General features: G+C 62.9%; 22 protein-coding genes. 17 read left to right on the forward strand and 5 right to left on the reverse strand.

The window, feature by feature from the left end:
• Window positions 1-160 precede the first annotated feature (160 nt).
• Both LR961_RS03645 and queD read right to left on the reverse strand, forming a co-directional pair.
• Window positions 161-523, reverse strand: a complete 363-nt coding sequence (locus LR961_RS03645) for a phasin family protein (protein ID WP_232149178.1) — start codon at window positions 521-523, stop codon at window positions 161-163.
• Window positions 524-1,012: 489 nt separating this feature from the next.
• Complete coding sequence (queD, locus tag LR961_RS03650; protein ID WP_232147093.1) at window positions 1,013-1,369, reverse strand: 6-carboxytetrahydropterin synthase QueD; 357 nt, start codon at window positions 1,367-1,369, stop codon at window positions 1,013-1,015.
• Between the two features lie 198 nt (window positions 1,370-1,567).
• Between queD and LR961_RS03655 the strand changes: the two genes are divergently transcribed.
• Window positions 1,568-4,198: a TonB-dependent receptor gene (locus tag LR961_RS03655; protein ID WP_232147094.1), complete on the forward strand. Its 2,631-nt coding sequence runs from the start codon at window positions 1,568-1,570 to the stop codon at window positions 4,196-4,198.
• Between the two features lie 258 nt (window positions 4,199-4,456).
• Window positions 4,457-7,024: a M14 family zinc carboxypeptidase gene (locus LR961_RS03660; protein WP_232147095.1), complete on the forward strand. Its 2,568-nt coding sequence runs from the start codon at window positions 4,457-4,459 to the stop codon at window positions 7,022-7,024.
• A 294-nt stretch (window positions 7,025-7,318) separates the two neighbouring features.
• Here LR961_RS03660 and LR961_RS03665 read toward each other — a convergent pair whose 3' ends face one another.
• Entirely contained in the window at window positions 7,319-8,713 is a 1,395-nt protein-coding gene (locus LR961_RS03665) for a DEAD/DEAH box helicase (RefSeq protein ID WP_232147096.1), read from the reverse strand.
• A gap of 372 nt (window positions 8,714-9,085) precedes the next feature.
• Here LR961_RS03665 and LR961_RS03670 point away from each other — a divergent pair, with 372 nt between their 5' ends.
• A complete protein-coding gene (locus LR961_RS03670; RefSeq protein ID WP_232147097.1) occupies window positions 9,086-10,075 on the forward strand; it encodes a fumarylacetoacetate hydrolase family protein in 990 nt (329 codons plus the stop codon).
• Window positions 10,076-10,157: 82 nt separating this feature from the next.
• Here LR961_RS03670 and LR961_RS03675 read toward each other — a convergent pair whose 3' ends face one another.
• Window positions 10,158-10,382 carry a hypothetical protein gene (locus LR961_RS03675; RefSeq protein WP_232147098.1) on the reverse strand — a complete coding sequence of 75 codons (225 nt, stop codon included), beginning with the start codon at window positions 10,380-10,382 and terminating at the stop codon, window positions 10,158-10,160.
• Between LR961_RS03675 and maiA the strand changes: the two genes are divergently transcribed.
• On the forward strand, window positions 10,381-11,037 hold the full coding sequence (maiA, locus tag LR961_RS03680; protein ID WP_232147099.1) for a maleylacetoacetate isomerase: 657 nt from the start codon (window positions 10,381-10,383) through the stop codon (window positions 11,035-11,037). The genes LR961_RS03675 and maiA overlap by 2 nt on opposite strands.
• 227 nt (window positions 11,038-11,264) lie before the next feature.
• On the opposite strand, the gene LR961_RS03685 is transcribed toward maiA, so the two are convergent.
• Window positions 11,265-12,392, reverse strand: a complete 1,128-nt coding sequence (locus tag LR961_RS03685) for a PilT/PilU family type 4a pilus ATPase (RefSeq protein ID WP_232147100.1) — start codon at window positions 12,390-12,392, stop codon at window positions 11,265-11,267.
• Window positions 12,393-12,488: 96 nt separating this feature from the next.
• On the opposite strand from LR961_RS03685, the gene LR961_RS03690 reads away from it, so the two are divergent.
• From LR961_RS03690 to LR961_RS03750, 13 genes are all read left to right on the forward strand, one after another.
• Window positions 12,489-12,875, forward strand: coding sequence for a DUF4398 domain-containing protein (locus LR961_RS03690; protein WP_232147101.1), 387 nt, complete (start codon window positions 12,489-12,491; stop codon window positions 12,873-12,875).
• Window positions 12,875-13,756: an OmpA family protein gene (locus LR961_RS03695; RefSeq protein WP_232147102.1), complete on the forward strand. Its 882-nt coding sequence runs from the start codon at window positions 12,875-12,877 to the stop codon at window positions 13,754-13,756. Before LR961_RS03690 ends, LR961_RS03695 begins: the two co-directional genes overlap by 1 nt.
• Before the next feature lie 333 nt (window positions 13,757-14,089).
• Window positions 14,090-14,308 (forward strand): YdcH family protein, encoded by a 219-nt coding sequence (locus tag LR961_RS03700; protein WP_232147103.1) that lies wholly within the window; start codon window positions 14,090-14,092, stop codon window positions 14,306-14,308.
• Between the two features lie 191 nt (window positions 14,309-14,499).
• A complete protein-coding gene (locus LR961_RS03705; RefSeq protein ID WP_232147104.1) occupies window positions 14,500-15,870 on the forward strand; it encodes a pyridoxal-phosphate dependent enzyme in 1,371 nt (456 codons plus the stop codon).
• A 93-nt stretch (window positions 15,871-15,963) separates the two neighbouring features.
• Complete coding sequence (locus tag LR961_RS03710) at window positions 15,964-17,157, forward strand: cystathionine gamma-synthase (protein WP_232147105.1); 1,194 nt, start codon at window positions 15,964-15,966, stop codon at window positions 17,155-17,157.
• A gap of 2 nt (window positions 17,158-17,159) precedes the next feature.
• Window positions 17,160-17,954 (forward strand): ABC transporter permease, encoded by a 795-nt coding sequence (locus LR961_RS03715; protein WP_232147106.1) that lies wholly within the window; start codon window positions 17,160-17,162, stop codon window positions 17,952-17,954.
• The gene (locus LR961_RS03720; protein WP_232147107.1) at window positions 17,944-19,302 is read left to right on the forward strand and encodes an ABC transporter ATP-binding protein; all 1,359 of its coding nucleotides are present in this window, start codon (window positions 17,944-17,946) and stop codon (window positions 19,300-19,302) included. The genes LR961_RS03715 and LR961_RS03720 overlap by 11 nt, the downstream gene beginning before the upstream one ends.
• Window positions 19,302-22,778: a glycosyltransferase gene (locus LR961_RS03725; protein WP_232147108.1), complete on the forward strand. Its 3,477-nt coding sequence runs from the start codon at window positions 19,302-19,304 to the stop codon at window positions 22,776-22,778. The genes LR961_RS03720 and LR961_RS03725 overlap by 1 nt, the downstream gene beginning before the upstream one ends.
• 89 nt (window positions 22,779-22,867) lie before the next feature.
• Entirely contained in the window at window positions 22,868-23,803 is a 936-nt protein-coding gene (locus LR961_RS03730) for a dehydrogenase (protein ID WP_232147109.1), read from the forward strand.
• Window positions 23,800-24,378, forward strand: coding sequence for a D-sedoheptulose 7-phosphate isomerase (locus LR961_RS03735; RefSeq protein WP_269670540.1), 579 nt, complete (start codon window positions 23,800-23,802; stop codon window positions 24,376-24,378). Before LR961_RS03730 ends, LR961_RS03735 begins: the two co-directional genes overlap by 4 nt.
• Window position 24,379: 1 nt before the next feature.
• Window positions 24,380-25,078, forward strand: coding sequence for a nucleotidyltransferase family protein (locus tag LR961_RS03740; protein ID WP_232147110.1), 699 nt, complete (start codon window positions 24,380-24,382; stop codon window positions 25,076-25,078).
• Window positions 25,075-25,686 carry an HAD family hydrolase gene (locus LR961_RS03745; RefSeq protein ID WP_232147111.1) on the forward strand — a complete coding sequence of 204 codons (612 nt, stop codon included), beginning with the start codon at window positions 25,075-25,077 and terminating at the stop codon, window positions 25,684-25,686. The genes LR961_RS03740 and LR961_RS03745 overlap by 4 nt, the downstream gene beginning before the upstream one ends.
• Before the next feature lie 185 nt (window positions 25,687-25,871).
• Entirely contained in the window at window positions 25,872-26,876 is a 1,005-nt protein-coding gene (locus LR961_RS03750) for a methyltransferase domain-containing protein (RefSeq protein ID WP_232147112.1), read from the forward strand.
• The last annotated feature ends 64 nt before the right edge of the window (window positions 26,877-26,940 follow it).

The following is a 26,940-nucleotide window of genomic DNA, read 5'->3' on the forward strand; positions in this document are numbered from 1 at the left end:
GTGTAACGGAGCCCGGTTTCCGGATTCGGTATGCCGCCGTCAGTCCTGGGCAATCCCGGTCATCCGCCGTTTCACAGACAAAAAAAGACCCGGCAGCGGGAGGGGGTGCTGCCGGGTCCGGGTTGCGCGGGGGAGGGACCGCGCAAATCTGGTTATGGGGTCAACGCGTCGTGCGTTCGGCCTTGTTCGGGGCGGGCGCGAAGGGTTTGCGTGCCAGTTCGCCGAGGGCCTCGCCGGTCTTCAGGCTCAGCCCGAAGGCTTCCTGGCTGGCCGTTGCCAGGCGCTCGAAGTTGTCCCGTGCCACCTGCAGCCCCTTGGGCAGCAGCGCCTGCAGATCCACCTGCGCGCCGGCCGAGGACAGTTCACCGAAGAACCCCGCCGTGGCGTTGGTGTTGCGCTCCAGCGCCCGCAGCTGCATCCCGAACACGCTTTCAGCGTTCTCCAGCGTCAGCCGATTCGCACGGTTGGCCGCAGCGGCGAACTGCTGGGTGTAGCGGCTGAAATCGTTGGCCTGGGCAGACATCGCGGACATCCGGAGTACCTGTGTTGCGTCGCAGCATAGCGCGGATTTTGCGCAGTGCAACATGTCTCGTTGCGCTTGCTTTAACCGTTCAGGTTGAAGGCCGAATGCAGTGTTCCTTCGCTTACGCCGAGGGAGAGGGGCGGATTGGGGAGGGGGCTTCCAAGCTCCCATTCTTTCGCCAGAGACGAAGGGCCGGCTATGGAGTGGGCCTGTCGCTTGATTGGGTTCGGAGCGCAACGCCGTAAAGGCACCCCTCCCGGCCCTCCCCTACGCTCCGCGCAAGGGAGGGGGAGATCGCGGTATCTGCCAGATTGCTGCCGCAAGCGCATGAGCAGCACCCTCCCTTTCGCCGAGGGCGAAGGAGAGGGAGGGGTGCTTTCGGCAATCGATCCAAAGCCGCGGTGACGCTGACGCTGGAATTGCCCGGTGCGGCTATTGCTGGAGTCTTCCCAGCCTCGCGGCTTAAGCCGCTCCCACAAGAAGCGGGGCTTACGGCCCGCGATAGCTGCACCCGGAGGTGCAGGTCTCATGCACCACCACTTCGCTCAACAGCGGCAGGGTCGGCTTGAGGCGGTCCCAGATCCACATCGCCAGGCGCTCGCTGGTGGGGTTCTCCAGGCCGGGGATGTCGTTGAGGTAGTTGTGGTCGAGCTGGTCGTAAAGCGGCTGGAAGGCAGCCTTCAGATCGCTGAAATCCATGATCCAGCCGGTGTCCTGGCCGGGTTCGCCGCTGACCTTGAGCTCGACCCGGAACGAATGGCCGTGCAACCGGGAACACTTGTGGCCCGGCGGGACGTTGGGCAGCCGGTGGGCGGCCTCGAGGGTGAAAACCTTGAAAATATCCATGGGCGCAATTGTAGGGCGCGCGTGCGGCGATGCACCTGACTGGTGAGGCAGTCGGGCGGGAGCAGGGTGTTTATTTATCCATCGCGATGGAGAGATGTAACGACTTGTTATGTCCGCATGAAGGGATGTTATTGGCCGGACATTTGCCGGCCATGCGCTACTGGCGGCGTTGTCTCCGCTTCCCTCCCCCTGGTCTCCATGCTCAATCGCTCCCTGCTTGCCCTCGCTGTCGCGGCTGCCGTTGCCGCTCCCTCCCTAGCTTCCGCCGAAACCGCCGCCAACGACAGCAAGACGCTGGAAGCGGTGCGTGTGACCGGCTCCAACATCAAGCGTACCGATACCGAAAGTGCCAATCCGGTGCAGGTGATCGAACGCCAGCAACTGGAAGAATCCGGCAAGGCCACCGTCGCCGACCTGCTGCGCTCGATCTCGGCCAACACCGGCAACGCCGCCAACGAAACCACCAACAACGGTTGGGCGTCCGGCTCTGCCGGCATCGGCCTGCGCGGGCTGTCGCAGAAGAACACGCTGGTACTGCTCAATGGCCGCCGCCTGGCCAACTACGGCTTCCCGTCCGGCGGCTTGTCGGACACCTTCGTCAACCTCAACGCATTGCCGCTGGTCGCGGTGGAGCGCATCGAAGTGCTCAAGGACGGCGCCTCTGCGGTGTACGGCTCCGATGCGGTGGCCGGTGTGGTCAACATCATCACCCGCCAAGGCTTTGAAGGCGCCGAAGTCGGCGTCAGCGGCGGCACTTCCGATGCCGGTGGCCTGGACCAGCAGAACCTCAAGTTCATCGGTGGCATCGGTGACCTGGACAGCGATGGCTACAACATCCTGGTCTCGCTGGAAGGCTACAACCGCGAGCGCCTGGACCAGGACCAGCGTGAGCTGACCCGTTCGGGCATCTACACCGACAAGGCCGGTGGCCGCTGGAACGGCTGGTCGGCCAAGGGCGCGCGTTACCTGATCGGCGGCAAGTCGGTGCCGATGCTCGATGCCGCCGGCAACTGCCCGGAAGGCACCGTGCTCACCGCCAGCGCACCGATCGACGGCCTGGCCGGCGATACCTGCGCCTTCAACCAGGCGCCGTACACCACGCTGATTCCCTCGACCAAGCGTTGGCAGGCCTACGTCAACGGCACGCTGCGCCTGAGCGATTCGGTCGATGCGTTCGCCGAAGTGATCTACAGCGACATCAAGGGCGCGTCCTGGTTTGGTTCCAGCCCGTTCTTCACCCTGGAAAGCGGGCGCTTCGCGCTCAATGCCGATACCGGGCTGGCCGAGCCGGTGCGCTCGACGCTGCCGGCCAGCAATCCGTACAACCCGTACGGCGTGGCCGTGCCGATTGAGTACACGTTCTTCAATCTGGGCGGCACCATCAAGACCAACCGCTCCAAGGCCTATCGCGGCGTGCTCGGCCTGCGCGGGCAGGGCGAGAAATGGGATTGGGAAGTGGGTGCGTTCCAGGCCGCCAGCAAGGAGCGCGAAACCGTCTCCGGTGGCTTTGCCAACCGCTGGACGCTGTATGACGCGCTGGCGTCGGGCAGCTACAACCTGCTCAATCCCTCGGCGACCGATCCGTCGGTGCTGGCCGCGATTGGCTTGAGCACGGTGCGTCCTGCCGACTCGGTGCTCAAGGGAATTGATGCCAAGGTCTCGGGGACGCTGGGTGAAACCTGGGCCGGTACGATTGGTTTCGCCGCCGGTGCTGAATGGCGCCAGGAAAAACTCGACTCGGACAACCCGTGGCAGATCGACGCCGGCCTGCAGATCCGGCCGGCGATTGCCGAAGTGCATGGCCAGCGCCAGGTCACCGCCGCCTATGCCGAAGTGAGCGTGCCGCTGCACAGCACGCTGGAACTGCAGGCCGCCGCGCGCGCTGACCACTACAGCGATTTCGGTGATGCGTTCTCGCCCAAGCTCGGTCTGCGCTGGCAGCCGCTGGACTGGCTGCTGGTACGTGCTGCGGCATCGCGTGGTTTCCGCGCGCCGTCGCTGTCGGAGAACTCGGCGTCCACCAGCATCGCCTACGGTTCGGTGGTCGATCCGTACGACCCGGATGTGCCGGGCTCGCGCCAGAACCCGACCTTCTTCACCGTCGGCAACAACAACCTGGAGCCGGAGCGCACGCGCAGCTTCAACGCCGGTGTGGTGCTGTCGCCGTGGGAGAACACCAGCCTGAGCGTGGACTATTACCGCATCAAGCTGGACAACCTGATCGGCAGTGGCAACACCACAACGCTGGTGGCCGAGAATGCGCCGATCAATGTGCTGCGTGATGCGCGCGGCAAGCTGTTGGCCGTCTACAACCGCTACCAGAACCTGAGCGAACTGCACACCTCGGGTATCGACGTGGAACTGCGCCAGCGCTGGTCCACCGCCAGTGCCGGTGATTTCGGTCTGTCGTCGGCGTTGACCTACGTCATCGACTACAAGCGCCCGCAGGTGACCGGTGGCCCGCTGGTGGATTACGCAGGCTCCAACCTCGGCCCGTCACTGCCCGATACCAAGGCCACCACCACGTTGGACTGGGCGCTGGGCGATTGGCGCACCGCGGTGACCTGGTACTACACCAGCGGTTACGACCAGGAAGGCAGCGCCGCCGCCAAGGCCGTGCAGAAGGAAGTGGCCAGTTACAGCCAGCTCGATCTGTACGTGGGCTACACCGGCATCGACAAGCTCACCGTCTACGCCAAGGTGCAGAACCTGGGTGATCGCGAGCCGCCGTACGACGCGGTGTACCCGGGCATCCGCGCCCCGTACGACTTCAGCCAGTACGACCTGCGCGGCCGCTACTACACCGTCGGTTTCGATTACCGGTTCTGACGCAAAGCCCCCTCTCCCGCATGCGGGAGAGGGAACGTCCCGCATTGACTCAAGCCCCTCTCCCGCATGCGGGAGAAGGGCTGGGGTGAGGGCAGATTGGGGCATGGAGTGGTTCGGCTCCATCTACATCCGACGCCACAACCAAACGCCCGAAGCGCCCTCATCCGCCCCTACGGGGCACCTTCTCCCACGCGTGGGAGAAGTGAACAGCTGGCACCGCTCGCGATCCGTGCCAAACAACCGGGGAATCCGTCGCCCATGTCATTCCGCTTTGTCCTTGTCCTGCTGCTCGTGGTAGCTGTCAGCGCAACACCCGCTTTCGCCCAATCCAGCTACTACTTCCCAGCCGCGCTGCAGTTCGATGCGAAGGTGCCTTCGCCGCAGCAGTTCCTCGGTTACGACATCGGCAGCCAGTACACCCGGCACGATCAACTGGTGGCCTACTTCAACGAACTGGCACGGGTATCGGACCGGGTCAAGGTCGAGGTGATCGGCCAAAGCTACGAACATCGCCCGCTGTTGCTGGTGACCATCACCTCCCCCCGCAACCATGCACGCAGCGCGCAGATCGCCGCGCAGCGGCAGGCACTGATCGACCCGGCCCAACCCGCGCCCGGCGACGATGTGCCGGCCGTGGTGTGGCTGGGTTACAGCGTGCACGGCAACGAAACCTCCAGCGGTGAAGCGGCGCTGCTTACCGCCTACTATCTGGCCGCCAACCAGGATGCGGAAACCGCATGCTGGCTGGATCAATCGGTGGTGGTCATCGATCCGGCACAGAACCCGGACGGACGCGACCGCGCCGCCAATTGGCACAACGCCTGGGGCTCGCGTCCACCGTCAGCCGACCCGGCCGACAAGGAACATGTCGAGCCGTTTCCCAGTGGCCGTGTGAATCACTACTTCACCGATCTCAACCGCGATTGGTTGGCCCTGGCGCAGCGTGACAGCTGGCCGAAGGTGGCGCAGTTCCATCGCTGGTATCCCAACATCCAGATCGACTTCCACGAGATGGGCAAGGACAGCACCTACTACTTCGAGCCTTCGCCCAAGAGCATGGAAAGCCCGCTGCTGCCCAAGTCCTCGTATGAAGCCAACCACTGGCTGGCGCGCTTCCATGCGCAGGCGCTGGATGCGCTCGGCTCGCTGTATTACACCGGCGAAAACTTCGACAACTTCTCGCCGATCTACGGTTCCACCTACCCGGATTTCCACGGTGCCGTCGGCGTGACGGTGGAACAGGCGAGCTCACGCGGGCTGGTGCAGGAGTCGGTCAACGGCCCGCTGCATTTCAACTTCACCGTCCGCAACCAGGTTGCCACCGGCCTGGCCAGCGTGCGCGGCGCGGTGGAAGACCGCCCCCGGCTGCTTGCGCTGCAGAAGGAGTTCTTCCGCAGTGCGTTGAAGCAGGCCGCCGCCTATCCGGTGCACGACTGGGTATTCGGTGATGCGGCTGATGCGACGCTGACGAATCAGTTGCTGGCGGTGCTGCTGCAGCATCGCATCGACGTGCATGCGTTGGCGCGCGATGTCGAGGTCGATGGCAAGCGCTTCCAGGCCGGTTCGGCCTATGTGGTGCCGGCGCGACAGCCGCAGTTCCGCCTGGCCCATTCGATCTTCGAGTTCACCCCGCCGGTGAAGGGCGATGTGTTCTACAGCGGCACGTCCTATGCAATCGCACCGGCCTATGGCCTGCGTTATGCCGGTAGTCGCAGTGCCTTGCCTGCGGGCGCGTCGGTGCATGCGGCGCCAGTCCGGCAGGGCGGCATCGCCGGCGGCCGTGCGGGCTTCGCCTATGTCGCCGATGCGCGTGATTTCGGCAGCTATCGGCTGCTCGGTGGTTTGCTGCGCGACGGCGTCCGCGTGCGCACCGCGCATCAGCCGTTCACTGCGGCGACGGCCGCCGGTGAGGTGAGCTTCGGTCATGGCGCGGTGGTGATCCCGCTGACAGGTCAGACCTTGGACGGCGAAGCGCTGCAGGCCAAGGTGCTGGCACGTGCGCAGGAAGCCGGTGTCACCGTGCATGCGCTGGCCAGTGGTCGCGCTGCCAGCGGTATCGACCTGGGCAGTGACAGCGTGCGGGTACTGCGTGCACCAAGCGTCGCGCTGGTGATGGGCGAGGGCGTGTCCGCCACCGAGATCGGCTCGGCCTGGTTCGCGCTGGATACTTCGCTGGGGCTGCCTTCGACCAAACTGGACCCGGCGCAGCTGGCAAGTGTGGAGTTGTCGCGCTACACCTCCATCGTGCTGTCCGGTGGCACCTACAGCACGGTCAGCGATGCCGGCGTGGCCGCGCTAAAGCGCTGGATCGCCGCCGGTGGTTCGCTGGTGGTGTACGGCAGTGGCGCGCGCTGGGCGATCGACAAGGGACTGGCCGAAGCCAAGCTGCGCGAAGGTGACAAGAAGGACGACGCCGAGCGGCTGGACTTCGGTACCGTGCGCGACGTGTTCGCACTTGGCCGGGTCAGCGGCAACATCCTCAGCGCGGACATCGACCCGACCCATCCGCTCGGTTTCGGTGTGCAGCAGCGGCGCATCTGGATCAACAAGGAAGGCGGGCTGGTGTTCGAGCCGGTGAAGAATGCCTTCCTCAACGTGGTCAACATTGACCGCGAGCCGGTGGTGAACGGTTATCTGTCCGACGCCAACCGCGCCCGCGTGGCCGGCTCCAACTACCTGCAGGTGGTGCCGACCGGCAACGGCAACGTGGTGCTGTTCGCCGACGACCCGGCGCACCGCAAGTACTGGCACGGCACCGAGCGGTTGCTGCTCAACGCGTTGTTGCAGTCCAACCACCTCAACACCCCAAAGCAGCGCGGGGAGTGAGCTAGATCCTTCCCCTCTGCCCAACCCGGCTCCGCGCCCCGGCCCTTGCGCCAGCGCAAGAGCGCTCAACGGGTTGCGAACCGATGGTTCGCAAGCAGCCCGCATCGCCCCGCAAGGGGAGAGGGGCTGAAAGCTGAGAATGCAGGCAATGCTTCAGCTCGAAGTGCACTGAGCCCCTCTCCCCTTGCGGGAGAGGGGTTGGGGAGAGGGGAGAGAGGGCAGGAGAATCAACCCCAAGAAAAAAGCCGACGCAATGCGTCGGCTTTTTCATTCACCTCAAACCAGCAACCCGGATCAGGCGCTGGTACGGCCCTGCCCACGGCCGCCGCTGCGACGCTGACCGCCACCGGGGTGGCTGTCACGACGCTGCTGGCCGTTGCCGGCATTGCGCTGGCCGCCCGGCTTCTGCTGGCCGCCACGGCCGCCACGCGGTGCATCGGCGTTCGGACGACGCGGGCCATGACCACCGTTGCCGCGACGCGGCACCTTGTGGCCACCCGGCACCTCGGCCTTGCCCGGCGCGCTGTTGCCCCAGCGGATCGGGGTCTGCGGCTCGAAGCCCGGCACGTCACGGATGTCCATGTCGCGCTCGAGCAGGCGCACGATCTGACGCAGCAGCTTGGCTTCGTCCTGTGCAACCAGCGACACCGCTTCACCGGTGGAGCCGTTGCGGCCGGTACGACCGATACGGTGCACGTAGTCTTCCGGCACCATCGGCAGGTCGTAGTTGATGACCTTCGGCAGCTCGTTGATATCGATGCCGCGTGCGGCGATATCGGTGGCCACCAGCACGGTCACGCGGCCGGCCTTGAAGTCAGCCAGTGCACGCAGGCGCTGGCCCTGGCTCTTGTTGCCGTGGATGGCGGCAGTCTTGATGCCCGACTTTTCCAGGAACATGGCCAGCTTGTCGCAGCCGTGCTTGGTACGGCCGAACACCAGCGTCTGCACGCGCGAATCCTGCGCCAGCAGGTGCAGCAGCAGTTCGCGCTTGCGGGCGCCGTCTACCGGGTGCACGCGGTGGGTGATGGTTTCGGCAACCGTGTTCTTCGGCGTGACCTGGATCTGCTTCGGGTCGCGCATGAACTCCAGCGCCAGCTGCTTGATGCTTTCCTCGAACGTGGCCGAGAACAGCAGCGTCTGACGGTTCTGGCGCGGCAACTTGGCCAGGATGCGCTTGATCGACGGCAGGAAGCCCATGTCGAGCATGCGGTCGGCTTCGTCCAGCACCAGGATTTCGATGCCCGACAGGTCGACGCTGCGACGCTCCAGGTGGTCGATCAGGCGGCCCGGGCAGGCCACCAGCAGATCCACGCCACGGCGCAGCACGTCCAGCTGGTTGCCCATGCCGACGCCGCCGTAGATGCAGGCGCTGGGGATGCGCAGGTACTTGCTGTAACCACGCAGGCTGTCATGCACCTGGGTGGCCAGTTCGCGGGTCGGGGCCAGGATCAGCGCACGCGGACGGCGCGGGCCATTGCCCACGCTCTGCGGCGAGGTGCCCAGGTGCTGCAGCAGCGGCAGGCCGAACGCGGCAGTCTTGCCGGTACCGGTCTGCGCGCCAGCGAGCAGGTCATGACCATCCAGTGCCAGCGGGATCGCCTGCTCCTGGATCGGGGTCGGGTTTTCGTAGCCCTGCTCGGCGAGCGCGCGCAGCAGGAAGGGCGCAAGGCCCAGGTTTTCAAACGACATTGGGTACTCCAAGGAGAAATAACGCCGGCCCAAAGGGCATGCGTTGCTGATCACTGAAGACCAGCTGATCTCGGAGCGTTCCCGTAAACCGCGCTGCAAGATCTGGATGCAACCAGAGCGGTGCGCTGGTTGGAATGCGTGACGATAGGCGTCGGAGTGGGGGCGGGCGGGCGGACAGGCCTGAAAGGTCGCGTGTCCTGCACCGCCGGCGGTCCCTGAGGGAAACGGACGGCCGCTGGCAGACCGCGCTAGTCTAGGGGATTGTCCGGGTTGGCACAAAAACGCCCGTTCAGATTTCCGTCGGGAGGTGCTGGTGGCGCCCGGCATATTCATTACAATTGAAACTTGTTTCTTCGCAGACTGGACGTTCCCATGAAGCTTGGTTCCCTTAAGGAAGGCGGCCGCGACGGCACCCTCATCGTGGTTTCGCGCGACCTGACCCGTGCGGTGCGTGCCACCGGCATTGCCTCCACCCTGCAGCTGGCGCTGGAGGACTGGTCCAACCTGGCGCCGCGGCTGAACGCCCTTTCCGAACAGCTGAACGCCGGTCAGGCCGAAGGCGCCTTCCCGCTGGAAGTGGAGGAATTGGCCGCGCCGTTGCCGCGCGCCTATGAGTTCGTCGACGGCAGCGCCTACCTGCCGCACGTGGCCCGGGTGCGCAAGGCGCGCGGCGCCGAGGTGCCGGAGTCGTTCTACACCGATCCGCTGATGTACCAGGCCACCAGCGCCGGCTTCTATGGCCCGCGCGATGCGGTCAGGGTGGTCAGCGAGGACTACGGCATCGACCTGGAAGCGGAGATCGTGGTCATCACCGACGACGTGCCGATGGCGGTCACGCCGGAGCAGGCCGCCGGCCACATCCAGCTGGTGGGCCTGGTCAACGACGTCAGCCTGCGCAACCTGATTCCGGGCGAGCTGGCCAAGGGCTTCGGTTTCCTACAGTCCAAGCCGCGTTCGGCACTGAGCCCGGTGTTCGTGACCCCGGACGAACTGGCCGAGGCATGGCAGGGCAGCAAGGTGCACCTGCCGCTGGTGACGCACATCAACGGCAAGTGGTTCGGCGCACCGGAAGCGGGCGTGGACATGCAGTTCGACTTCGCCCAGCTGGTCGCGCATGCAGCCAAGACCCGTCCGCTGTCGGCCGGTGCCATCGTCGGTTCGGGCACCATCGCCAACGAGGACACGTCGCTGGGCGCATCGTGCTTTGCCGAGCAGCGCACCGTCGAAGCCCTGCGTGACGGCAAGCCGTCCACGCCGTTCATGAGCTTCGGCGACGTGGTGCGCATCGAAATGCTGGACCGCGATGGCCACAGCATCTTTGGCGCCATCGAACAGCGCATCGAGCAGGCGCTGCGTCCCTGAGGCAGCTGCCTTCCTGCAGCGCCGGGCCACGCCCGGCGCTGCCCAGGTTGGTGACCGACACAGCGCAGCTGAGCTGCGCTGTTCAGGGCTGAGTCGAACCGCATTTGCCGATGACGCCGTTTCCGCGGTTCGGGGTCATGTTTGGCTGTTCTCTGCCGATAAATGCCCCGGCACGGCGTGGCTGCGCTTCACCGCGATAGGCCGGCGCAGGCCAGCCGACTGGCGGCAGCGCTGGCAGACCGATGGTGAACGCATCCTCACCGCCAGCGGTTAAGGTGTCCGGCACGCGAAAGGGGAAATCCGACATGGAAGAGGGGCTGAAGCTCTACAGTTACTGGCGGTCAAGTGCCGCTTATCGCGTGCGCATCGGGTTGAACCTGAAAGGCTTGAACTACACCACCGTGCCGGTCCATCTGGTGCGTGATGGCGGCCAGCAGCATGCGCCGGATTACGCCGCGCTCAACCCGCAGGAACTGGTGCCGACCCTGCGTCATAGGGAGCGCGTGCTGACCCAGTCGCTGGCCATTCTCGAGTATCTGGACGAGATCCATCCGCAGCCGCCGCTGCTGCCGGCCGATGCCGGTGGTCGTGCCCGCGTGCGTGCGCTGGCGCAGCAGGTTGCCTGTGACATTCATCCGCTCAACAACCTGCGCGTGCAGCAGTTCTTCGACCGCGAGTGGAATGTGCCGCAGCCCGAGCGTGACGAATGGATTCTGCATTGGATGCGCGTGGGTCTGTCGGCGCTGGAAACCATGCTGATCGCCTCCTTCGACACCGGCCGTTTCTGCCACGGTGCCGAACCGGGTATGGCCGATTGCTGCCTGGTGCCGCAGCTGTACAACGCCCGCAGGTTCCACTTGGACATGACGCCGTACCCGACCCTGTGCCGGATCGAAGAAGCATGCCTCGCGCTACCGGAATTCGACGCTGCGCGGCCGGAAAACCAACCGGACGCCATTTGACGGCAGGGTTTGGAGAGCGGCGGGGATTGGGAATCGGAGGATTCGAAGCTCGTCGTTCGTCCAGGTCGTGATCGCACCGGCCAATACGACTCACAGGCAGGATCAGGGCTCGCATGACCGAGCCCTTCTCCCGTTCACGGGAGAAGGGTTGGGATGAGGGCGCTGTGCTCTCCGGCCAATCAGGAAGCCGGTACGGCTCCCCGATCCGGATTCCTCTTTCCCTGCGCTTAGAACCCGTGCGTGATCGCCGCCGGGGCCGCGTTGAAATCCGCGTACGGATCATGCTCGCCGGAGCCGCCTTCGGAGAGGCGGAACTTCAAGGCCAGACCATCGCGTGAGTCGGCCGCACGCAGCGCCTCTTCCTGCTCGATGATGCCGTCCTTGGCCATGCGGAACAGGCACTGGTCGAAGCTCTGCATGCCTTCTTCCAGCGACTCCTCCATGGCCTGCTTGATCGCATGCACCTCACCGCGACGCAGCAGGTCGCGGATCATCGGCGTGTTGATCAGCACTTCGGTGGCCGGGCGGCGACGGCCGTCCTTGCCCTTGACCAGACGCTGCGAAACCACCGCGCGCAGGTTCAACGACAGGTTCATCAGCACGTTCTTGTGTGCGCTTTCCGGGAAGAAGTTGAGGATGCGCTCGATCGTCTGGTCGGCGTTGTTGGAGTGCAGCGTGGCCAGGCACAGATGGCCGGTTTCGGCGAAGGCGATGGCCGCTTCCATGGTTTCGGCGTCGAGGATCTCGCCGATCAGGATCACGTCCGGCGCCTCGCGCATCGCGTTCTTCAGCGCGTTGTGGAAGGCGTGGGTGTCCAGGCCGACTTCGCGCTGGTTGACGATGGACTGCTTGTGCTTGTGCAGGAACTCGATCGGATCCTCGATGGTGAGGATGTGGCCGGTCGAGGTGCTGTTGCGGTGGTCGATCATCGATGCCAGCGAGGTCGACTTGCCCGAGCCGGTCGAGCCGACCACCAGCACCAGCCCGCGCGGGGTCATGATCACGTCCTTGAGCACCTGCGGCAGGTGCAGCTCCTCGATGCTGGGGATGCGGCTCTTGATCGCACGGATCACCATGCCCACTTCGCCGCGCTGCTTGAACACGTTGACGCGGAAACGCCCGGCGTCGGCGAGGGCGATGGCCATGTTGAGTTCCAGCTCGCGCTCGAACTGCGGCACCTGGCCTTCATCCATCAGCGAGTAGGCTATCTTCTTGACCATGCCCGGCGGCAGGCCGGTGCTGCCCAGGGGATAAAGCTTGCCTTCAATCTTGATGTAGACCGGCGCCCCGGTCGTCAAAAACATGTCCGAAGCGTTCTTTTCGGTCATCAGCTTCAAGAAATAGCCGATATCCATACGCAATATTTCCCCAACAGACGGCGGCCTGCCGTTGCAAGCTCACCACAGGCTTGACCACAATGGCCGCGCTCAGACTCCGGCAACGGCTCCCCAATGAAAGCAAGCTTCGCACAACTACGACGTCTCCTGTATGTGACCGCGTGCGCAACCGCGCTGTCTGGTAGCGCTTTTGCGCAGGATCCGGCCGCGGCCGACCTGCTCAACGCGCAGCAGGCCGTCGAACGCGCCGACCGCGCCGACGCCGACCATTACGCGCCGGACCTGATGGCGCTGGCCCGGCAACAGCTGGAGCAGGCCCAGCGCGCTGCCGGTGACCGCAGTGAACGCAAACAGGCGCCGGTACTGGCCCAGCGCGCTGCCGCCGATGCCGATCTGGCCCGCGCGCAGAGCGAGGAGGCCGTGGCCCAGGCCCAGCTGGCCCAGCGTCAGGCCGAGGTGGAACAGCTGCAACGCCAGTTGGCGACGGGGGAGGGACGTTGATGGTCATTCGTAACTTGATGCTCGCTGGCCTGCTTGCCCTGCCGCTGATGGCCGCTGCCGCCGAGGACCCGGCCGTGGCTTCGCTCAACCAGCGCCTGGTGGCGTTGCAGGCGGACATGCGTACCGCCGATGTGGCCTCGTTCGAGAAGCTGCAGGCCCAGCAGGCGATTGCGGCGCTGGCAAAGGCAAAGCGCAAGGAGCTGGACAACGCCCGCTACCTGGCCGAGCGCCGGGTGGCCAGCGCCGAAGCCGCCGCCCGCGCGGCGGTTGCGCTGCGGGAAGTGGACCAGCTTGAACGCACCCGCAGCGAACTGCTGATCGAAGCCAGCCGGCGCGAGGTCAACCGCGCCCGTCAGGAAGCCGAACAGCTGCGCATGCAGGCGCAGATCCAGGCCGAGGAAGCCGAGCGCCTGCGCCTGGCCGCCGAGGCCGAGACCCTGGCCCGGCAGGACGCCGAGACCGCGCTGACCAGCGTGGCCGGCCGTCAGCAGCAGCGCCTGAGCGCGGCCCAGCAGAACGCCGCCAAGCTGGCGCGCGAGGAAGCCGAGCTGGTGTCCGGGCAGAGGCTGCCCGGTTCGGCATTCGGCAATCGCGGCGAAGTGTTCACCTTTGCTGGTGACGCCTTTGCCGCCGGTCAGGCCACGCTTTCGGCCGGTGCCCGCAACCAGGTCAAGGCATTGGCGGAGTACCTGAACATCGGCAAGAAGGGCCGGGTGAGCATCGAGGGCTACGACAGCGCCAATGGCGTTGGCCAGCGCCGTGCGCAGGCGTTGAAGGACGCCCTTGTGGCTGCTGGCGTGAGCGCCAGCCGGGTGCAGGTCGCCGGCAAGAAATCAGCCTCCACGCGGGCCCGTTCGGCTGAAGTGATCATTGCGCCGTGATGTTCCTAAATGGCTGAGCTTGTTAGGTTTTTGTTGTCCCGTGGCGACTGAATGCGTTGTAGATAAACGATTGCTGGCCTACGACCAGATATTGCTTGTGGGAACCTTTTTGCAGGCGTAGGGTCAATTGTCCGGGCGGCAGATTCGCCGTCCGGATAACGGAGGGCCGAGCCGGTGCAGCAGTGGCGCGAACCAGTACCTGGAAGTGGTTTCCGGCATGTTGGCCGGGGCGCGGGTGGTGGTTCGGCAGTGCGCGGTTTGAGCTTCTCCATCCTGCAACGCCCCGTGCCGCAAGGCCGGGGCGTTCTTGTTTCTGCAATGTAGGAGGTAGTCATGTTCGAAGGGCAGCCACAGAGTGAAATCGACGCCTTGATGAAGGCCAACCCAGAGTTCAGGCAGCTATACCAACAGCATCGCAAACTGGACAAGAAGTGCATGGATGCCGAGCTGGGGGTGCTTCCGATCGGCGATGTCACGCTGGGACAGATGAAGCGGGAAAAGCTGCTGGCCAAGCAGCGGCTCCTGCGGATGTACGAAAACCGCGTCAATTGAACCTCCCCCCGTGCTAACCGTTCTGTCGCGGGCAGTGGCGGCCTCCTCGTCGGCCGTCATTGTCCGCGTCACTGTCGTCGGCGCCCCGTCGCGCCGGCATTGGCACTGATAGTGCGGGTTGCCTGACTTTCCTGCCCATCCGTCGGATAATCGGAAATCCGGCCGCTAAGCGGCGCGATCCGAATCTGACCATGGCAATCCACTCCTCCGTCCTCGAACTCATTGGCAACACGCCCATCATCAAGGCCCAGCGCCTGGATGCCGGTGTGTGCGAGCTGTATCTCAAGCTCGAAAGCGCCAATCCGGGCGGGTCGATCAAGGATCGCATCGGTCTGTCGATGATCGAGGCCGCCGAGAAGCGCGGCGATCTCAAGCCCGGTGCGACGCTGGTGGAAGGCACCGCCGGCAATACCGGCCTGGGCCTGGCGTTGGTGGCCCAGCAGAAGGGCTACAAGCTGATCCTGGTGGTCCCGGACAAGATGAGCCGGGAAAAGATCTTCAACCTCAAGGCAATGGGTGCCGAGGTGGTGCTGACCCGCTCGGACGTGGCCAAGGGCCACCCGGAGTACTACCAGGACCTGGCCCAGACCGTTGCTGACCGCACCCCGGGCGCCTACTTCATCAATCAGTTTGGCAACCCGGACAACCCGGCCGCGCACGAATTCGGCACCGGCCCGGAAATCATCGAGCAGATGGGCGGCGATCTGGACGCTATCGTGTTCGGCTGCGGCAGCTCCGGCACCATGACCGGCCTGTCGCGCGCCTTCGCCAAGCTTTCGCCGAAGACCGAGCTGGTGCTGGCCGACCCGGTCGGCTCGATCCTGGCCCAGTACATCAACGAAGGCACGCTGAGCGAGAAGTCCGGCAGCTGGCTGGTGGAAGGCATCGGCGAAGACTTCCTGCCGGGCATTTCCGATTTCAGCCGGGTCAAGAAGGCTTATGCCATCACCGACGCCGAGAGCTTCCACACCGCGCGCGAGCTGCTGGGCAAGGAAGGCATCCTCGGTGGCTCGTCGACCGGCACGCTGCTGGCCGCAGCGCTGAAGTACTGCCACGAGCAGACCACGCCGAAGAAGGTGCTGGTGCTGGTGCCGGACACCGGCAACAAGTACCTGTCCAAGATGTACAACGACTACTGGATGCTGGACAACGGCTTCCTGGAGCGCCCACAGTTCGGCGACCTGCGCGACCTGATCCTGCGCCCGTACAGCCAGCGCGACACGGTGGTGGTCGGCCCGAACGACCTGCTGACCACCGCCTACCAGCGCATGAAGCTGTACGACGTGTCGCAGTTGCCAGTGATGGAAGGCAACCAGCTGGTCGGCATCATCGACGAGAGCGACGTGCTGCTGCACGTGTACGGCGACGAAGCCCGTTTCCGCGACCCGGTCTCGGTGGCGATGGTGAGCAAGCTGGACCGGCTGGACGTCAAATCGCCGATCGAAGCGCTGCTGCCGGTGTTCGACCGGGGGCAGGTGGCGATCATCACCGATGGTGATGCATTTCTCGGTTTGATCACCCGCATCGACCTGCTCAACTACCTGCGTCGCAGGGTTCAGTGATTCGGTAAACTCCCCGCGGCGTTCAGGGGGAACGCCGCAATGGTCAGTTCAGACCCGACTGATAGAATTTCGGTCCTTTTGCAGGAAGCCCATATGACGGATCAGCATTCACGCAGCCAGGCTGGCGGGCGCAGCCTTGCGCTTGCCACATTGGCCATTCACGGCGGGCAAGCCCCCGACCCGACCACCGGCGCCGTCATGCCGCCGATCTATGCGACCTCCACCTATGCCCAGTCCAGCCCGGGCGAGCATCAGGGTTTCGAGTACTCGCGCACCCACAATCCCACCCGCTTCGCCTATGAGCGCTGCGTGGCGTCGCTGGAAGGCGGTACGCGTGGCTTTGCCTTTGCTTCGGGCATGGCCGCCAGCTCCACCGTCATCGAGCTGCTCGACACCGGCAGCCACGTGGTGGCGATGGACGACATCTACGGCGGCAGCTTCCGCCTGTTCGAGCGCGTGCGTCGCCGCACCGCCGGGCTGGATTTCAGCTTCGTCGATCTGACCGACCTGTCGGCCTTCGAAGCGGCGATCACGCCGAAGACGAAGATGGTGTGGATCGAGACGCCGACCAACCCGATGCTGAAGATCGTGGACATCGCTGCGGTGGCTGCCATCGCCAAGCGCCATGGCCTGATCGTGGTGGTGGACAACACCTTCGCCTCGCCGATGCTGCAGCGTCCGCTGGAGCTGGGGGCGGACCTGGTGCTGCATTCGGCAACCAAGTATCTCAATGGTCACTCGGACATGGTCGGCGGCATGGTAGTGGTCGGCGACAATGCCGAACTCGCCGAGCAGATGGCTTTCCTGCAGAACTCCATTGGCGGTGTGCAGGGGCCGTTCGACAGCTTCCTGGCCCTGCGTGGCTTGAAGACCCTGCCGTTGCGCATGAAGGCGCATTGCGCCAATGCAATGGAACTGGCGCAGTGGCTGGAAACGCATCCTGCGGTGGAGAAGGTGATCTACCCGGGCCTGGCATCGCATCCGCAGCACGCGTTGGCGGCAACGCAGATGAGCGGCTTCGGCGGCATTGTCTCGATCGTGCTCAAGGGCGGTTTCGAAGCAGCCAAGCGCTTCTGTGAGAAGACCGAACTGTTCACCCTGGCCGAGTCCCTCGGCGGTGTGGAGAGCCTGGTCAACCACCCGGCGGTGATGACCCACGCCTCGATCCCGGTAGCCCGCCGCGAGCAGCTCGGCATCAGCGATGCGCTGGTGCGGTTGAGCGTGGGCGTTGAGGATGTGGGGGATCTACGGGTGGATCTGGAAAGGGCGTTGGCGGGGAACCGTTGAGCATGGGCATCCTTTCGGTATTCGGGAAGCACCGATCGCTGGCGTACGAGTTGACTCAGCGTGAAGTGCTTGGCCGCTACCGTGGCGCAAGCTTCGGCTTGCTGTGGTCGCTGATCAGCCCGTTCCTGATGTTGCTGGTCTACACCATGGCGTTCGGTTACATCATGAAGGGGCGCTGGCCTGGTTCCAGCGGTTCGACTACAGACTTCGCGCTGATTCTATTTGCCGGTTTGACCGTGCATGGTTTCTTTGCCGAGTGCTTCACGCGAGCGCCGCAGCTGATCGTGAGCAATACCGGTTATGTCAAACGGGTGGTCTTCCCACTGGACATCCTGGTCTGGAGCATGACGTTCTCCGCGTTGTTCCATCTGTTGATGAACATCGTGGTCCTGTTGTTGCTGCATCTGGTGGTGAAGGGCAGCATTCCGCCGACTGCGGTGCTGGTGCCGGTCGTGTTGCTGCCGCTGGTGATCCTCACCGTGGGCGTTGGCTGGATCGTGTCCGCACTGGGCGTATATCTGCGTGATATCGGCCAGATTGCGGGCGTCATCGCGACCGCGATGCTGTTCCTGTCCTCCGCCATCGTGCCGCTGGAGTCGGTGCCCGCAAGCTATCGCATCGTGTTTGAGCTCAACCCGCTGACCTTCATCATCAACCAGATGCGTGAAGTGGTCATCTGGGGGCGGTTGCCTGACTGGGAAGGCCTGGGCATCTATACGCTGATCGCCTGCGCCGTGGCCTTGGTCGGCCATCGCGTATTCAACAAGCTGCGCGTGGGGTTTGCCGATGTGCTCTGATCGTGTCGATTCGGAAGTGGTGATCGACGTCCGTGGGGTCGGCAAGAGCTACCACATGTACGAGCGGCCCTCGCACCGCCTCTGGCAGGCCCTGGCTGGCAAACGCAAGTCGTTCTACAAGGATTTCTGGGCGCTTCGCGACGTCACTTTCAGTGTGAGGCGGGGGCAGACGGTCGGCATTGTGGGTCGCAACGGCTCGGGCAAGTCCACGCTGCTGCAGATGATCGCCGGTACCCTCAATCCGACTGAAGGTTCGATTTCAGTGAACGGGCGTGTTGCCGCGCTGCTGGAGCTGGGTAGTGGCTTCAATCCCGAATTCACCGGTCGGGAGAACGTTTTCCTCAATGCCGCGATCCTTGGGCTGACCCGCGCTCAGATCGAGCAACGATTGGACAATATCCTTGCGTTTGCCGATATCGGTGAGTTCATTGATCAGCCAGTGCGTAGCTATTCCAGCGGCATGGCGGTACGGCTTGCGTTCGCGGTCATCGCACACGTGGACGCCGATATCCTGATCATCGACGAAGCACTGGCCGTAGGCGATGCCTTCTTTTCGCAGAAGTGCATGCGCTTTCTGCGTGAGTTCCAGAAGAACGGCACCCTGTTGTTCGTTAGTCATGACGCCGCAGCGGTGACCAATCTGTGTGAGAACGCGGTGTGGTTGCAGAATGGCCGCATGCGCCTGTCCGGCACCTCGCAGGAGGTGGTGGAGGCCTACATGACCGAGCAGCATGTGGTTGGACGTCGTGAGGCGGGCAACGACAATGTGGTGGTCTCCCGCAAGGCCCCACGCCGCGCCGATGCCAGCGCTGCTGACTTCCGGCAGCAGGCGTTGCGCGAGGAGGGCATCTGCAACCGTATCGCCCTGTTCGAATTCGACCCGGACAACGTTGGCCAAGAATTCGGTGCACAGGGCGCGCGGATTGTCGACGTGCGACTGCTGGATACAGATGGGCATCCGTTGCCGGTGCTTGAAGGTGGGGAGCTTGTCCGGCTACAGATTCGTGTGTCTTTGGAGCAGGCGCTGGACAGCTTGATCATCGGCTTCTATGTGAAGGATCGGCTTGGTCAGCGCCTTTTTGGTGACAACAGTTATTTCGCATGTAAAGACGCGCCGGTAGGAGGGCGACCCGGTGACGTAGTAGTGGGCTCGTTCCTGTTTCGAATGCCGGTGATGCCGTCAGGGTCTTACATGATTGACGCGGCAGTCGCCTCGGGCGACCAGCACGACCACACACAACAGCATTGGATACATGACGCGCTGGAGTTCCGCGCGATGGACGAGACGATGCGCTTTGGTTTGCTCGGTTTGCCGATGCTGGCCATCGAAGTTTCCAAGGAGCAGTGATGATCGAGTTTACCGGTGAGCGCTTTGTTCCCACCGAACAGGGCGTAATCAGGCAGGAACACCTGCACCGCTATGCCTGGTGTTTGCCGCTGGTGGAAGGCAAGGATGTACTGGATGTGGCCAGTGGCGAGGGCTATGGCAGCGCCATGCTTGCGTCGCTGGCGCGGACGGTTCGTGGTGTGGACATTTCGCAAGAAGCCGTTGCTCACGCCAGTCAGAGCTACGCTCAGCTAGATAACCTACGGTATTTGCAGGGGTCTGCGACAGCTATTCCGCTCGACACGAACAGTGTGGATGTGGTGGTGTCGTTCGAGACCATCGAACACCTGCTTGAGCAAGAGGAAATGCTGGCCGAGATTCGACGGGTACTGCGCCCGGCCGGCCTGCTTGTCATGTCTTCTCCGAACAAGGAGATTTATTCCGACAAAGCTGGCTACCACAACGATTTTCACGTTAAGGAACTTTACCTTAACGAGTTCGAAGCACTGTTGAGGCGTCATTTTCCTGCTGTGCGCATTGCCGGACAGCGTATGGCGGTGTGCTCGGCCATTACTCCTTTGAATGGAAAGCGGGCGCAGGCGAGCTATCAGGCACTGACTGACACTGGTGAGCAGGTGGAGTCGCGCGTGGCGGACGTGCCGGGGGCGGTCTACTTCGTAGCCCTTGCCGCTGCCACTGCCGATTTGCTTCCGGATTTGTCTGCTTCGATTCTCTATGCCGAGGGTGAGGATTTGTATGATCACCACCATCAGGTCGCGCAGTGGGCGAAGGGCTTGGACGCAGAGAAAGACAGCTTGGTGCGCTGGGCGCAATCGCTAGAAGCTGATTTGGAGAAATCCAAGGCCGATTACAGTCGTCTGGAAGGTGAGTTCGAGGAGCGAACTCGCTGGGCATTGGAATTGGACCAGTCGCTGCGTGCTGCAGGCAGGACGCGCCAGGAGGAAGACGAGCGGCTCGGTCAGCTGGCCGCGGAGAACCAGTCGCTGCAGGAACGGAATCAGGATCTGCAGGAACAACGCGAGGCGTTGCAGCAGCAGAGTCTGGCTTTGCAAGAGCAGCATCAGTTGTTGGTGGAGGAGTTTTCCGGCTACAAGCGCGTCGCCGAGGAGCATGCTGCCGCTCTGGAGCACGATCTTACCGATGCACGCCGGCTGATCCTTGAGAACAGCAAAGGTATTGAAAGTCTGGCTCACAAAGCCGGGCTGGGCGCCCATGGCAAGCCGGATGAGCCGACTTCGGACTTGGGGGTTCGCGGAATTGTTGATGACTACAACAGACAGGTTGAGTCGCTGCGGCGGACGCTGGATCTGGTGCTGGTATCCAAGTCGTGGCGCGTCACCAAGCCGCTGCGCTTTAGCTCGCGCGTGATTCGAGGTGATGTGCCGGCGATCATGGCATCGCTGCGGGCGTCGGGAATCGCGCGCCACCCGCTGCTGGCGCCGTTGGCGCGGCCAGTGCGTCAATGGTTGCAGCGTCGGCATGTGGAGCCCGTGAAAGAGGTGACAGGGCTGTCCCTTTCCGAAGTTTCGGAGGATGTGAATGCGGCGGTCAGGGCGTTGTCTTTCCCGGTGCATGATGCGCCGGTCGTCAGCATCGTCATTCCAACCTATGGGAACTTGCCGCATACCCTGGCTTGCCTGCGTTCGATAATGGAACATCCGCCCCAGGCCAGCTACGAAGTGCTGGTGCTGGAGGATGCATCGGGTGATGTGGAGATCGGGAGACTGGCGACGGTTCCCGGCCTGCGCTATCACCTCAACAGCAAGAATCTGGGCTTTCTGCTTTCCTGCAATCAGGCGTTGGAGCTGGTTGCCGGCCGCTATACGTACTTCCTCAACAATGACACGGAAGTGCGTCCTGGTTGGATGGATGCGATGCTCGATGTATTCGCACGCATGCCTGATTGCGGCATGGTCGGCTCCAAGCTGGTTTATCCGGACGGTCGTCTGCAGGAAGCGGGCGGCATTATCTGGAATGACGGTTCGGCTTGGAACTATGGGCGCTTGGATAATCCTGATGCCAGCCAGTACAACTACCTGCGTCGTGTGGATTACTGCAGCGGTGCGAGTCTTCTGATTGGCACCGATTTGCTGCGACAACTGAAGGGTTTCGATCCCGAGTTCGTTCCTGCTTACTGTGAGGATTCAGACTTGGCCTTCCGCGTACGGCAGGCCGGGTACGAGTTGTACTACTGCCCTGCATCGGAAGTCGTCCATTACGAAGGCATTTCGCATGGCACGGATACTGGCGTAGGTATCAAGGCTTATCAGGTTGAGAACCAGAAGAAGCTGCTGGCGCGTTGGCAGGATCAGCTCGCCCAGCACCAACCCAACGGAAACAATGTCGTGCTGGCACGTGATCGTGCCGAGCGGCGTGAGACCGTTCTGATCGTTGACCACTATGTGCCCCAGCCTGACCGGGACGCCGGCTCCCGGACCATGGTGGCGTTCATCGACGGGCTGCTGGCTCGTGGATGCATCGTCAAATTCTGGCCCGACAACCTCAACTACGATCCGATCTATACCCCGCCACTGCAAGCGCGCGGTGTGGAGGTTATGTATGGGGGGCAGTGGGTAGGTGGATTCGAGAAGTATCTGCATGAGAATCCGCATGTGCGGGCAGTGTTGCTGTCACGTCCGCATATCTCCGAGCATTACATTGGCGCGCTTGCACGTCATCCGTATGTGCACACCGTCTACTACGGCCATGATCTCCATTTCCGTCGCTTGCAGATGGAGGCCGACCACAGCGGGCAGTGCGGCAGCGAAGCGCAGCGCATGGAGCTGCTGGAGCGGCGTATCTGGAAGGCGGTTGATTGTGTGGTCTATCCGTCGCAGCAGGAGGTTGATGATGTCCTGCGTATCGAGCCGGATGTGAACGCGCGGCATATTCTCCCGTACGCATTCGATGCCTTTGTCCACGATGCCCTACCGGCTTCACGCTCTGGAGTTCTGTTCGTCGCGGGATTTGCGCACGGCCCCAATGTGGATGCTGCCAAATGGCTGATCGAGTCGATCATGCCATTGGTCTGGAAGCGCTACCCCGAGTTGGAGGTATCGCTGGTGGGGTCCAACCCCACCGCTGAAGTGCGTGCACTGGCAGGCGAGCGCGTGGAAGTAACAGGATTCGTCAGTGACGAGGAGTTGAATCAGCGCTATGCGCGGACCCGCGTCGCCGTCGTGCCGCTGCGCTTTGGCGCCGGGGTGAAGGGCAAGGTGGTGGAGGCGATGCAGCAGGGCGTGCCGTTGGTGACCACATCGGTGGGGGCGCAGGGGCTGGAAGGGCTGGATGCGGTTGTCTCGGTTGCTGATGACGCCCAGGCCATTGCTGCTGACTTGATCGCCCTGCTCGAGGAGGACGCCGCGTGGTTGGCGCGTTCGCGTGCCGCTGCTTCGTATGCGCAGGCGCATTTTTCGCGGGAGGCGCTTGGTGAGGCCTTGGAATCCGCGCTTGAACTGGAAAAGGTAAAGGTATGATCGTTCGCTCACGTGCTCCGCTGCGTCTCGGCCTGGCGGGAGGTGGTACCGACGTTTCCCCGTTCTGTGACCAGTTCGGTGGATTTGTCATGAACGTAACCATCGACAAGTTCGCCTATGCCACGTTGGATTCCTCGTCCAGCGGCGAAGTTGAGTTCCACGCACAGGATGCCGATGTCAGCGAACGCCTTGCGCCGCAGGATGTCGTCGCCACTGCTGGTCCCCTGCAGTTGATGAAGGGCGTGTATCTACGAGTCAGCGAGGATTACCTCGGGGGAGTGCGTCCGCCGTTGCGGATTCGCGCGCATTCCGATGCCCCGCCAGGCTCGGGCCTGGGCTCGTCCTCGACCATGGTCGTGGCTCTGGTCACTGCGTTCGCAGAATATTTCTCACTGCCGTTGGGTGAGTATGAGATCGCTCAGCTTGCCTACCGAATCGAGCGCAACGATCTGGGCCTGTCCGGTGGCAAGCAGGATCAGTACGCCGCAGCGTTCGGTGGCTTCAACTTCATGGAGTTCTACGCCGAAGACCGGGTCATCGTGAACCCGCTTCGGATCAAAAGCTGGATCTGGTCCGAGCTTGAATCGGGCCTTGTGCTGTACTTCACCGGCGTATCGCGCGCCTCCGCCAAGATCATTGATGAGCAGTCGCGCAACATCCGTGAAGGCCGCTCCGACTCCCTCGATGCCATGCATCGGTTGAAGGTTGAAGCCACGCAGATGAAGGAAGCGCTGCTGCGCGGCGACTTCACCCGGCTGGCCAGCGTCATGCAGTCGGGCTGGGAAGCCAAGAAGCAGAGCGCGAGCAGCATCTCCAATCCGATGATCGACGAGATCGAATCATTGGCAATGCGCCACGGCGCGCGTGCCACCAAGGTCTCCGGCGCCGGCGGTGGTGGCTTCATGATGTTCCTGTGCGACCCGGCCCATCGCGTGGGCCTGGTGCGCGCACTGAGCGGTGCCGGTGGCACCGTGTTCGATACCCACTTTACAGATCAGGGAGCATGCTCATGGAAACTGGGATGAACCAGTTCGTACAATCCGAGTTCGACAAGACACTGGCGAACTTCCATGCGATGGCCAACGATCAGGCGCTGCGCGCGCAGATCGGAGAGGCGGTTGCATTGTGTGTGTCGGCGCTGAAGGCGGGCAAGAAGATCCTGTTCGCCGGCAACGGTGGCAGCGCCGCCGATGCCCAGCATTGGGCTGGTGAGCTGGTAAGCCGCTTCTACTACGACCGTCCAGGCCTGCCGGCGATCGCGTTGACGACCGATACCTCCATCCTGACAGCGATCGGCAACGATTATGGGTACGACTATACGTTTGCCCGCCAGATCGAAGCGCTGGGCCAGGAGGGCGACGTGTTCGTGGCGATCTCCACGTCTGGCCGCTCCAAGAACATCATGCGGGCAATTGATGCTTGCGAGCAGAAGGGTGTGCATGTGATTGGCTTCACCGGTGAGCAGGGCGGTGACATGAAGGATCGCTGCGGTATCTGCTTCCGCATTCCTTCGACGGAAACGCCCCGGATCCAGGAAGGTCACGAGTTCATTGGGCATCTGCTTTGCGCCTTGATTGAAAGCTCGATGTTCCCGCGCTGACATGGCAGTCGATGATGTTCTGATCCTCGCTGGTGGGCTGGGCACTCGTCTCCGCTCTGCCGTCCCGGATGTGCCCAAGCCGCTGGCGCCGGTTGCAGGGCGGCCCTTTCTGGCTTACCTGCTGGAGCGCTATGAAGAGGCGGGAATGCGTCGCGTGATTCTCGCCACAGGTTATCTGGGTGAGCAGGTGGAGCAGTTCGTGGGTGTCCGCTGGGGGCGGATGGACGTTGTCTACTCGCGTGAGGAAACGCCATTGGGTACAGGGGGCGCCATCGCCCAGGCGGCCCGGTTGTCATCGGGCAGAGGGTTGCATATCTGCAATGGAGATACCTACCTGGAGTACTCGCCGACGGCACTGGAGCAGGCAGCAGAAGGTTTGCCGATCGCCATCGCGTTGGCCGCTGTGCCTGACGTCGGCCGCTATGGCGCTGCCGATGTGGAAGCTGGTCGAGTCAAGCGCTTCAGGGAAAAGGGCGGCGGCGGGCCGGGCCTGATCAATGCGGGCTGTTATTTCCTGACTCAGCAGGGCCTGGCGGCGTTGCCTGGGCTTGATCGCTTCTCGTTCGAGCAGGAAGTGCTTGAACCCTGGGTGGCACGAGGGAGCGTTGGTGCCATGGAAGACACCGCGGGCTTCATTGATATCGGTGTCCCCGAGGACTTTAACCGTGCGCAGAAGATATTCGCCCGGGAGGAGCGGTGAGCGCACAGGTTGCCAAGCCGGTTTTGAACGTGTCTGCTGCGTTCCCTCTGTCGGCTACGCGCCGCGCGCTTCTGCTGGACAGGGATGGTGTGATCAACGTCAACTTCGGGTATGTGCATACGCCGGAAAGTACGCAGTGGGTGGATGGGATTTTTGACCTGTGTCGTGCAGCGGAAGCTGCAGGCTACGCTCTTGTCGTGGTCACCAACCAGGCTGGTATTGCCCGAGGTTTTTACTCGGAGGAGCAGTTTGCCCAGTACACGGACTGGATGCTGCAGCAGTTCTCCATGAGAGGGATCAATATTCTGCGTGTCTACTATTGCCCGCATCATCCCAGTGCCGGTGAAGGTGTCTATCGGGTTGATTGTGAATGCAGGAAGCCGCGGCCGGGAATGATTCTGGCCGCAGCGCAGGATATGGATATTGATCTTGCCGAATCGGCGATGATTGGTGATAAAGCCTCAGACATGCAGGCGGGACGCGCAGCCGGTGTGGGCATGTGCATTCAGATTGAAGATCCCCTTGAGCAGCCGTCATCGCGGATGACGGACGTGCTGTATGCAGGTAGCCTCAGGCAGGCTCAGGAGTACGTGTTGGGCGTCGGTTGATCGCCCTGTTATTCTTCTCGCTTCTCGCTTCTCGCTTCTCGCTTCTCGCTTCTCGCTTTTCGCTTCTCGCTTTTCGCTTCTAGACTTCTTGCTTTTCGTTTTGGAGTAGAGCCTGGACTGCGCGAACCATGGGCAGATTCCGGCCAAGAATTTCTGGTTTCTTGATATCGCCCGGGAGATGCAGTGTGAGCCAAGAGCAACGAGCAGCGCCTGACGAAGCCGATGGACTCAAGCAGCAGGCTGAGCCACTTGAACTGCCGGCAAGGGGGGGCGAGTCCGTAGGCGGTGAGTTGATGGAGGCCCCTGAAGAGGAGTCTGTGCCAGAAGCGCCAGTCCTGGCTCAGTGCCCCTTGTGCGGATGCGGCGTGCCGCATTTCCGGGATGTGGACGGGGTTGCATACCATGCATGCGATACCTGTGACTTCATATTCGCCGACCCGTTGCTATTGGATCGTATCGATCAAGGCCTTGCTTCCCGGGAATATGATGAACAGTACTGGGCTGCAGAGCTGGCATCGGCGCGGCAGCGCTCCTATGGATCATCTCTGGCACGCCTGGCAGAGGCCTTGCTCTACTGCACCATCCCTGTGAATCGATTCATCGACATCGGGACTGGGCCTGGTTATTTGCTTGACGCAGTTGCCCGTTACCTTCCGCACAGTGCGCATCGATTCTATGGCGTGGAAAAGTTCCCCCCGCTGCCAGAGTACCGAACAGGTAATGCCAACTATCTCTGCACGGATCTGGCGGACGTCGAGCTTTCATTCGAATGCGGCATCTGCGTGGAAGTGTTGGAGCATCTGACGCCCGCCATGGCCCGTGCTGTTGCTGCGGCGATGGCCAAGGTCTCCGTGCCAGGTTCATTGTACCTGTTCAATACCGGGCTCACGGATTACGTGCGTAACGAAGATCCTGGTTATCTGGACCCTTATTTTCGCGGGCACATCACGTGCTGGTCTGTCACCGCTGCTCGCAACATTTTTGAACCTGCTGGCTTCCAGGTGCATGCCCTTGCTGGAAAAACGTGGGCTTTCGTTGTGGAAATGCCTGGTTCTTCACGCCAAGCCGACGTTCCGATAGCTGATCGCATCTGGAATGCAGTGGCGGAGAACATTGAGATTCTCTCTTCGTCGGAGACAGGCGAAGTGATGTACATATTGGGTAGAGAGAGTGCTCGGGCGTATTCATAGTTGCCGTGTCCATTGATGGGCGAACCGCCGCTTTCAACATGAAGAAACACTCTCCTCGTCTGAT

Source organism: Stenotrophomonas sp. SY1 (assembly GCF_021202945.1).
Taxonomy (GTDB): Bacteria; Pseudomonadota; Gammaproteobacteria; order Xanthomonadales; family Xanthomonadaceae; genus Stenotrophomonas.

Excerpts from the sequence above, each read along its gene's own strand:
- maiA (WP_232147099.1), top strand. The coding sequence starts at position 10,381 with ATGGAAGAGGGGCTGAAGCTCTACAGTTACTGGCGGTCAAGTGCCGCT.
- LR961_RS03700 (WP_232147103.1), top strand. The coding sequence starts at position 14,090 with ATGTTCGAAGGGCAGCCACAGAGTGAAATCGACGCCTTGATGAAGGCC.
- LR961_RS03665 (WP_232147096.1), bottom strand. The coding sequence starts at position 8,713 with ATGTCGTTTGAAAACCTGGGCCTTGCGCCCTTCCTGCTGCGCGCGCTC.
- LR961_RS03740 (WP_232147110.1), top strand. The coding sequence starts at position 24,380 with ATGGCAGTCGATGATGTTCTGATCCTCGCTGGTGGGCTGGGCACTCGT.
- LR961_RS03645 (WP_232149178.1), bottom strand. The coding sequence starts at position 523 with ATGTCTGCCCAGGCCAACGATTTCAGCCGCTACACCCAGCAGTTCGCC.
- LR961_RS03725 (WP_232147108.1), top strand. The coding sequence starts at position 19,302 with ATGATCGAGTTTACCGGTGAGCGCTTTGTTCCCACCGAACAGGGCGTA.
- LR961_RS03675 (WP_232147098.1), bottom strand. The coding sequence starts at position 10,382 with ATGTCGGATTTCCCCTTTCGCGTGCCGGACACCTTAACCGCTGGCGGT.
- LR961_RS03690 (WP_232147101.1), top strand. The coding sequence starts at position 12,489 with ATGAAAGCAAGCTTCGCACAACTACGACGTCTCCTGTATGTGACCGCG.
- LR961_RS03735 (WP_269670540.1), top strand. The coding sequence starts at position 23,800 with ATGAACCAGTTCGTACAATCCGAGTTCGACAAGACACTGGCGAACTTC.
- LR961_RS03685 (WP_232147100.1), bottom strand. The coding sequence starts at position 12,392 with ATGGATATCGGCTATTTCTTGAAGCTGATGACCGAAAAGAACGCTTCG.
- LR961_RS03695 (WP_232147102.1), top strand. The coding sequence starts at position 12,875 with ATGGTCATTCGTAACTTGATGCTCGCTGGCCTGCTTGCCCTGCCGCTG.
- LR961_RS03730 (WP_232147109.1), top strand. The coding sequence starts at position 22,868 with ATGAACGTAACCATCGACAAGTTCGCCTATGCCACGTTGGATTCCTCG.
- LR961_RS03655 (WP_232147094.1), top strand. The coding sequence starts at position 1,568 with ATGCTCAATCGCTCCCTGCTTGCCCTCGCTGTCGCGGCTGCCGTTGCC.
- LR961_RS03720 (WP_232147107.1), top strand. The coding sequence starts at position 17,944 with ATGTGCTCTGATCGTGTCGATTCGGAAGTGGTGATCGACGTCCGTGGG.
- LR961_RS03660 (WP_232147095.1), top strand. The coding sequence starts at position 4,457 with ATGTCATTCCGCTTTGTCCTTGTCCTGCTGCTCGTGGTAGCTGTCAGC.
- LR961_RS03670 (WP_232147097.1), top strand. The coding sequence starts at position 9,086 with ATGAAGCTTGGTTCCCTTAAGGAAGGCGGCCGCGACGGCACCCTCATC.
- queD (WP_232147093.1), bottom strand. The coding sequence starts at position 1,369 with ATGGATATTTTCAAGGTTTTCACCCTCGAGGCCGCCCACCGGCTGCCC.
- LR961_RS03710 (WP_232147105.1), top strand. The coding sequence starts at position 15,964 with ATGACGGATCAGCATTCACGCAGCCAGGCTGGCGGGCGCAGCCTTGCG.
- LR961_RS03715 (WP_232147106.1), top strand. The coding sequence starts at position 17,160 with ATGGGCATCCTTTCGGTATTCGGGAAGCACCGATCGCTGGCGTACGAG.
- LR961_RS03705 (WP_232147104.1), top strand. The coding sequence starts at position 14,500 with ATGGCAATCCACTCCTCCGTCCTCGAACTCATTGGCAACACGCCCATC.